Raw genomic sequence first — 7111 nt, forward strand, 5'->3', positions numbered from 1 at the left:
CGAGAACTGCCTGCGACGCCTCGTCACGTACCTACCTCTTCCAGACTTCCGTCAGCTTATGTAGCCAACTGTCCGGAATCTGCTGGGCACCTCAGACCTCCTGGGTCTTCAACCAGTCTTCGTTGAGACGGAAGTCCTCACCGTGCTGGTCAAAGTAGTCCTTGTCACCGGCGAAGGTTGCGGTGAGGAGCTCGAATACGTTGAGGGTCAGGCCACCGGTGTTGACCTTCTCGAAGACGGTGGCGACAGCAGACTTGCTCGTCTCCTTGTCCAGCTCGATCGCCGGGATATCGTACGTCGCCGCTGGACCTAGGACCTTCGCCATGAACTCCGGCATCAGCGAGATGTCGAACAGCTTGGTGAGCCACGTTGCGGCCTGCAACGGGTCATAGAGCAGGCGGAACGGGAAGTAGCCGGCAGCTCTCTCCTTGTCCTCGTCGGAGAGATCGAGCACGATGTCCTTGCCGAAGTTGGTGCGGATCACGCCGTCACCAGGAACTGAGACGACGGCCTCGTCCATGCGGTCCGTGCCCTGGAGAGCGAGCTTCATGTCGACGTAGTACCGCCGGTCCATGAGCTTGCCGCGGCTGTCCTTGGTGGACACGACGCCGTCCCCGGTCAGCGCCTGGGTCAGCGACGTCAGTCGCTGCTGCCCGTCCAGAAGCAAGGATTCCGGCTCGGTACCGCTGGCAAGCACCACACCTTCGATCGGACGCGGCTTGAAGCGGATCTGGTCGTTGCCGGTCTTGAGCAGCATCACCACCCCCATGGGATGGCGCTGTAGGACCGTGACAAGCAGCTGACGGATCCGCTCCTCCTCCCACTTGTAGCCGCGCTGGAAGTCAGGCAGCTGGATCTCCCCGTTGGTGGTCCACTTCAGGTAGTCGGCCAGCTTGTAGAGCGGCGTCTGGAACCCCATCAGAATTGTCCTCCGCGTAATCGAACTTGCCCTGTAGACCTTGGACCGGGGCAGTCTTGGAAGCGTTGACCACGTCGCCCCAAGTTGCGCGACGATAGTGAAGCTGATCGCGTTCTTGGCCAACTCACTGCGATGGCGAAGAGTAGGAACGCGAGCTTCTTCATCAGGTCCGGGTCAACAGCGCCGTCCCGACGGCTCTGCGCGGTCGGCAGAAATGCACCGGCCGCCGGTACGCACTCGGCCGCTTGATCAACATCGCCTTGCCGGTGGGGCTGGTCGGGACCCCGTCGCGGTCCATTCGCTCCACCGGCGTGTCCTGAGCAGGGGCCGGGTTACTCGGGTGGTGGTGTGGCTATAGCGGATTGACTTCTCCTGAGCCGACTCGCGGTTGATCGTCCCCAGCGACGGGAGAGCTGCCCCGATCAGCTTGCGCTTCATCAACTTTCCTTTAGTTGTGTGAATCAGAAGGGCGCGGTGCCGGCGGTCCAGGTCTTCGACCAGCTGGCGCGGATGCCGGTCGCAGCGAGGTCGCCGAAGTCGATGCCGACGAAAGGATCGGCTACGTACCGCACCTGGTCGTGCTCAGGGCCTGCCTTGCTGACGGTGACCAGGGCGAGCCGGTAGTGGGGGACGGAGTTCTTTCCGGTGACGATCTCGTTGTAGGTGACGTAGAAGTCCTCGGCTCCCTCGAGACGTGCTTTGACCTCGATGCGGATCGAGGGGCCGTCGTCGGAGGGGATGGACAGGACGTCGTAACCGGGGTTGTAGAACGCTTGCTTCTGTGGCTTCCGACCGAGAGCACGCTCGGCGGCCAGCACCAGGTCAACGCCGCGCTGCTCGACGGCCTTGGTCTCCTTGGCCTGGATGGGGGCGTCCGCTGCGATCTCGGTATCGACCATGGCCAGCGGCAGCACGAGCGCGGCGGTCATGATGCGGGGCGGTTTGGTGGCGAGCTGGGCCTGCTGGTCCAGTAACGCCAAACGGGTCTCCCGGCGGGTCTGGAGGTCCTGTGCCTTGCGCATGAGACTGTCGGAGCTTTCCTTCGGCTTGGTGCCGGTCTGCTCCTTTTCCCGGGCTGCGATTGCCTCGCTGATGAGCCGATTCGACTCGTGGGCCAGCCGCTGCTCTACCCGCGTCCGGGTCCGTTCGACCTCCGCGAGCCGGCGGGGTAAGACCTCGGCGAGGTATTCCTTGAGCTGGTGGCCGATAATCCATGTCCGGGCCTGAGACTCTGCCTCACCGAGCCAGGCCAGTTTCGTGGCTGCGGCCACGGCAGGAGTGTGCGGGGCCGCCTCGCAGTCGAGGTATGGTGCAGGACCGGCGGGTGTGACTTGGCCGGTGGCACTGACGTAGGCGTAGCCGAAACGCCGGGCGATCGACTCCCCGGTGCCGTCGACAATCTCCTCCACGACACCGACCAACAGGCTCGGCTCCTCGATCTCCGGGGAGACCAGGACGGTGCCGCGCTCGAGGACGGGTCTGAGCTTGGCGATGGTGAGGTCGGCAACGGCATCGTGGAGCGGATGCCCAGGGGCGAGCAGGTCAGCACGTGCCTTGTCGTCAACGTCGATGCGGTCCAGCTCAAACGTGACTCGCTCGTAGCGGGTGGCGACGGGGCCGTACTTGGTGACGGCGCGGATGATCGCGGGGACGTGGATGATCTCGTAGCGGCCGCGCTCACGTCTCGTGAGTCGGCCACCGAGGCGCTCGAAGGCGAGGCGGAAGGCCGACTCGATGTAGTGCGGCTGTAGCCGACGGGCGCGTGCCTCCTCCATGAGCCGCTGCATCTGTGTCAGGTCGGCGTCCGACATGGCGTCGTGGGTGAGTGCGCGTTCTTCGATGAGCTCCTTGAGACCGTAGGCGACTGAGTCGTCGATGACCTGCTCCATCTTGGCCCTGGTCTCGGGGAGGTCGCCGTATCGGATGGCCTCGATCAGCAGCTCGCGCAGCGGCGTCTCGTCAAAGGCCGACCCCAGGACGTCAAAGACCTTGCCACCGTAGGCCTTGCGCTGCTCCTCGACCTTCTGCAGCAGCCGAGTGAACACTTCGCCCTCGCGAGTATTCGCGGCCACGAGGTTCCACAAGCGGCACACCTCGGTCTGGCCTATGCGGTGGACGCGACCGAAGCGCTGCTCGATGCGGTTGGGGTTCCACGGAAGGTCGTAGTTGACCATCAGGTGGGCGGCCTGGAGGTTGAGCCCCTCGCCGGCTGCGTCTGTGGCCAGGAGCACCTGGCAGGCCGGGTTCTTGGTGAACTCCTCGGTGACGGTACGTCGGTCGGCACGCCGAACACCGCCGTGAATGGTCTGTACCGTGTCGGGTTTGCCGAAGATCGAGCGGATCTTGCGGGCCAGGTAGTCGAGGGTGTCGCGGTGCTCAGTGAAGATGATCAGCTTGCGTGGCTTCTCGGCGCCGGGGTGAATGAGGTCGTTGTCCTCCACGATCTTGCGCAGCTCGACCCACTTGCGGTCGGTATCGAGATTGCGGACCTGGCGGGCGACGTGGATGAGCTGGTCAAGGTCGGCCAGCTCGGTATTGAGCTCCTCAATGGTGCGGGCTGCGGTGGCGGCGTCCAGCAATTCCTCCTCGACCTCCTCGACTTCTTCGGCGCTGCGTTCGTCGTCGTCCCAGTCGCCCAGGTCAATCGGGGCGGGCTCGTCGGCGACACCACGACCCTGGATCAGGTCGTCGCGGCGGCGCTTGAGTCGTTCCGCGCGTCTGACCAAGGACTGATAGATCGCTTCAGGGCTGGAGGCCAGGCGTCTCTGGAGCACCGTGAGCGCGAAGCCGACGGTGTTGCGGCGCTTGTCGTCCAGCCGCGCGGCCCGGTTCATCCCCTCGCGCACGTACTCGGTGACGCGCTCGTAGAGGTCCTGCTCGTCCGCGGTGAGCTCATATGGCACGGTCTGGGCGATGCGTTCAGGGAAGAGCGGCTTGCCCTCGAAGGTGAGCAGGTCCTCCTTGACCATGCGTCGCATGAGCCCGGTGGTGTCCGCGCTGTGTACGCCGGCCTTGAACTTGCCCTCGAAGCCGTCGCGCTCGAGCAGGGTGAGAAAGAGCTGGAAGTCCTCTTCCTTGCCCGCGTGTGGGGTGGCAGTCATCAGCAGCAGGTGACGGGTGCGGTCGCGCAGGCTCTCGCCGAGCTGGAAGCGTCGGGTCTTGTTCAGCTTGCCACCGAAGTAGTGCGCGCCCATCCGGTGGGCCTCGTCCACGATGACGAGGTCGAACTCGGCATCGTCGAGCTGGGCAGCCAGCTCCTCGTTGCGCGCTAGCTGATCCATCCGTGCGATGAGCAGCGGGTAGTGCTCAAACACACTCACCCCGAACGCGGCGTCCACCATGGCCGGGGTAAGAATGTCGAAGCGCAGGCCAAACTTGAAGAAGAGCTCGTCCTGCCACTGTTCGACCAACCCCCCGGGGGCCACGATCAGGCAGCGCTTCACGTCGTCGCGAAGCAGGAGCTCCTTGATGTACAGGCCAGCCATGATCGTCTTGCCGGCACCCGGGTCGTCCGCCAGGAGGAAACGCAGCGGCGTGCGGTCGAGCATTCGCCATATACGGCGCGGATCTGGTGGGGCAACGGCTGCACGTCGCTGGTGGCCACTGCAAGCATCGGGTCGAACAGCCCTGCCAAGGAGATCCGCTGTGCCTCGGCGACCAGCCGGAATTCCTCGGCGTCAGCGTCGAACGGTCGGCTGCCTGTATCAGAGAAACTCAGCTTGGCCTCATCGGCCCGGAAGAGCACCTGCTGGCCCAGCCCCCCGTTGAGGGTCTTGTAAGTCAGCTCCAAAGCGTCGGAGCCGTGCCACTGCGCGGCGACCACCGAGACCGTCTCGCCGGGCACTACCCCGACCACCCGGGAACCGGACGAGAGATCCTCAAGCCTCACCGACTACCTCCAGATCGCCACCCTACAGACTTTTCGAGGAGCACCGACATTACTGACAAGTAGGACGTCGGCACCCATTACGTCTTGGAAGGTTCCATTCCTTGTCGCGAGTGGGTGCTTTACCATCGCTTACGCTAACCCATCGATCATTCCTGCGGCGAGGCATGAATAAAACAGAACGCACGCAGATCCGTCGCCTTGTCGCGGACTTCAAGCAGTGGGGTCAACGAGCCGCCGACGTGAACGCCTGGCACCATGCTGTCCAGGACGCCGCCAGCAACAGCGAACGAGATCTTCGGTTACGCAGCGTTGGGATCTCCCGGGCGGGCGAGGCCACATGGGATGTGGTCCCACTCGAGATGAGCGACACAGGCGTCGTCAGGCACCTGTGGGAGCGCGCGAACCTCCCTAGGCTGACGGCCGACGACCGCGCCTTGCTGCGACTGCTTACCGAGGACGTACCGCAGGCTGTCGCCGACGTCGACCCCTTGCTCAGCATGCGTCGATTCTTCGCCGGATCGGCGAGGAAGCAGTCGGCGGACGTCGCGGGCGAGTTCCTGCGTCATCGGCATGCGGCGCTCATGAAGGCCAACGCCCCCGCGCGTGTGGAGCAACTCGCTGTCTTCGCCGCGTCCGGCCCGGCACGACTCGGATTCGATTCACTGCTCGACCCGGCCCTTCGCCTCGGCCTCATCTCCGGGCGGACCAATCCAAAGCCCGAAGTATTTGATCGATCGGTCGTCGAAGGCCTGCCTGAGGCGCTGACTGTCATCGCCAAAGTTGTCGCGAGCGAAGCCTCGTACCGCTCGGCTGCGCGCGACGCGGGCGAAAGGGTTCGACGCGCCGAGGTCCAGCGGATCCTGCAAGGGATGCCCGTGGACACGTTGAAGACGGCCACCCGCGACCGCCTCCGACTGGGAGCGCTTTCCGAGGCGCGGATCAGTAGCGTGCAGGAGGTGCTGAACATAGGCATGTCCCTACAGACACTTCCAGGGGTCGGGGAGACCTCAGCACGGCGCATGCTCGGAGCGGCGCAGACGCTCTGGCAGACGACGTACGACGAGATGCCCGTCCGCATCGACATCAACACCCGCCGTCCAGAGACCACCCTTCTACTGCGCCGCCTCGCTGAATGGGACGCCTGTCGTCAGACCCGAGGTGCGTCAGCCGACCTTGAGCGTGCAGCCGAGCTCGAACCGTTGCAGACAGCCATTGGGGGCAAGACGAGTCACCTGCTCGTGATACCGACCAGAGCGCTCGCATCCTCAGCACTCCGCGAGAGCATCCAGATCGTCAAACGGCGAGCCGAGTTGCTCGGCGCCTCCTCCACGTCCGGCATGAAGAGCGTCGGTGCGGACCCGTGGGACGACTTCCTCGCGCGACCCGCCGACTACTTCGCCATGCTCTCCGAGCTCGGTTTCATTACCGAGGACGAGAACAAGGTGCACGGAGATCTCCCGGAAGAGATCATTAAGGCAGTGCGCGACCAGGCGCTCAGTGGTGAACACCTGACCGCGTCACTACGTGGGTATCAGAGCTTCGCGGCCCGCTTCGCCCTCGTGCAACGCAAGGTCATCATCGGAGACGAGATGGGCCTGGGCAAGACCGTCGAGGCCATCGCCGTCCTCGCCCACCTGCGTAGCCGGGGTGAGACCCACTTTTTGGTGGTGTGCCCGGCCGCCGTGGTGACCAACTGGATGCGAGAGGTGACCGGTAAGTCGAAGCTGCGAGCGCATCGGGTCCACGGACCGGAACGCGACCGCGCAGCCCGGACATGGATGCGTGATGGCGGGGTCGCCATCACGACCTACGAAACGCTGGCATGGTGGGAGCGAACCCTGACGGAACTCCACGATCTGCCGTGTGTCGTGGTCGACGAAGCCCACTACATCAAGAATCCACAGGCACAACGAACGATCAGAACCAACGACCTCATCACGCGCTCAGACCGCGCCATCCTCCTCACCGGCACACCGCTGGAGAACAGAGTCGACGAGTTCCGCAATCTGGCGTCCTACGTGCGCCCAGACCTCACCGTCGATGCCACGGACCTTTCGCCCAGGACATTCCGGCGGCAGATCGCGCCGGCATACCTCCGCCGGAACCAGGAGGACGTGCTGACTGAACTCCCGGAGCTCATCGAGATCGAGGAATGGCTGCCCATGTCCGCAGAGGATGCCTCCCGCTACCGTGCAGCCGTCGAGCGTGTGAGGTGCCCAGCAGATTCCGGACAGTTGGCTACATAAGCTGACGGAAGTCTGGAAGAGGTAGGTACGTGACGAGGCGTCGCAGGCAGTTCTCGG

The 7111-nt window shown here is 64.3% G+C and carries 4 protein-coding genes; 1 reads left to right on the forward strand and 3 read right to left on the reverse strand.

Annotation, left to right across the window (positions count from 1 at the left end; all coding sequences use genetic code 11):
* Window positions 1–91 precede the first annotated feature (91 nt).
* The 3 genes from ACIHAD_RS48600 to ACIHAD_RS48610 all read right to left on the reverse strand — a co-directional run bounded on the left by ACIHAD_RS48600 (window position 92) and on the right by ACIHAD_RS48610 (window position 4808).
* Window positions 92–919 carry a DUF262 domain-containing protein gene (locus tag ACIHAD_RS48600; protein ID WP_397361704.1) on the reverse strand — a complete coding sequence of 276 codons (828 nt, stop codon included), beginning with the start codon at window positions 917–919 and terminating at the stop codon, window positions 92–94.
* A gap of 461 nt (window positions 920–1380) precedes the next feature.
* A complete protein-coding gene (locus ACIHAD_RS48605) occupies window positions 1381–4467 on the reverse strand; it encodes a helicase-related protein (protein ID WP_397361705.1) in 3087 nt (1028 codons plus the stop codon).
* Complete coding sequence (locus tag ACIHAD_RS48610) at window positions 4359–4808, reverse strand: hypothetical protein (RefSeq protein ID WP_397361706.1); 450 nt, start codon at window positions 4806–4808, stop codon at window positions 4359–4361. The genes ACIHAD_RS48605 and ACIHAD_RS48610 overlap by 109 nt, the downstream gene beginning before the upstream one ends.
* A gap of 164 nt (window positions 4809–4972) precedes the next feature.
* Between ACIHAD_RS48610 and ACIHAD_RS48615 the strand changes: the two genes are divergently transcribed.
* Complete coding sequence (locus ACIHAD_RS48615) at window positions 4973–7054, forward strand: SNF2-related protein (RefSeq protein WP_397361707.1); 2082 nt, start codon at window positions 4973–4975, stop codon at window positions 7052–7054.
* Window positions 7055–7111: the final 57 nt, after the last annotated feature.

Source organism: Nonomuraea sp. NPDC052265 (genome assembly GCF_044547985.1).
Lineage (GTDB): Bacteria > Actinomycetota > Actinomycetes > Streptosporangiales > Streptosporangiaceae > Nonomuraea.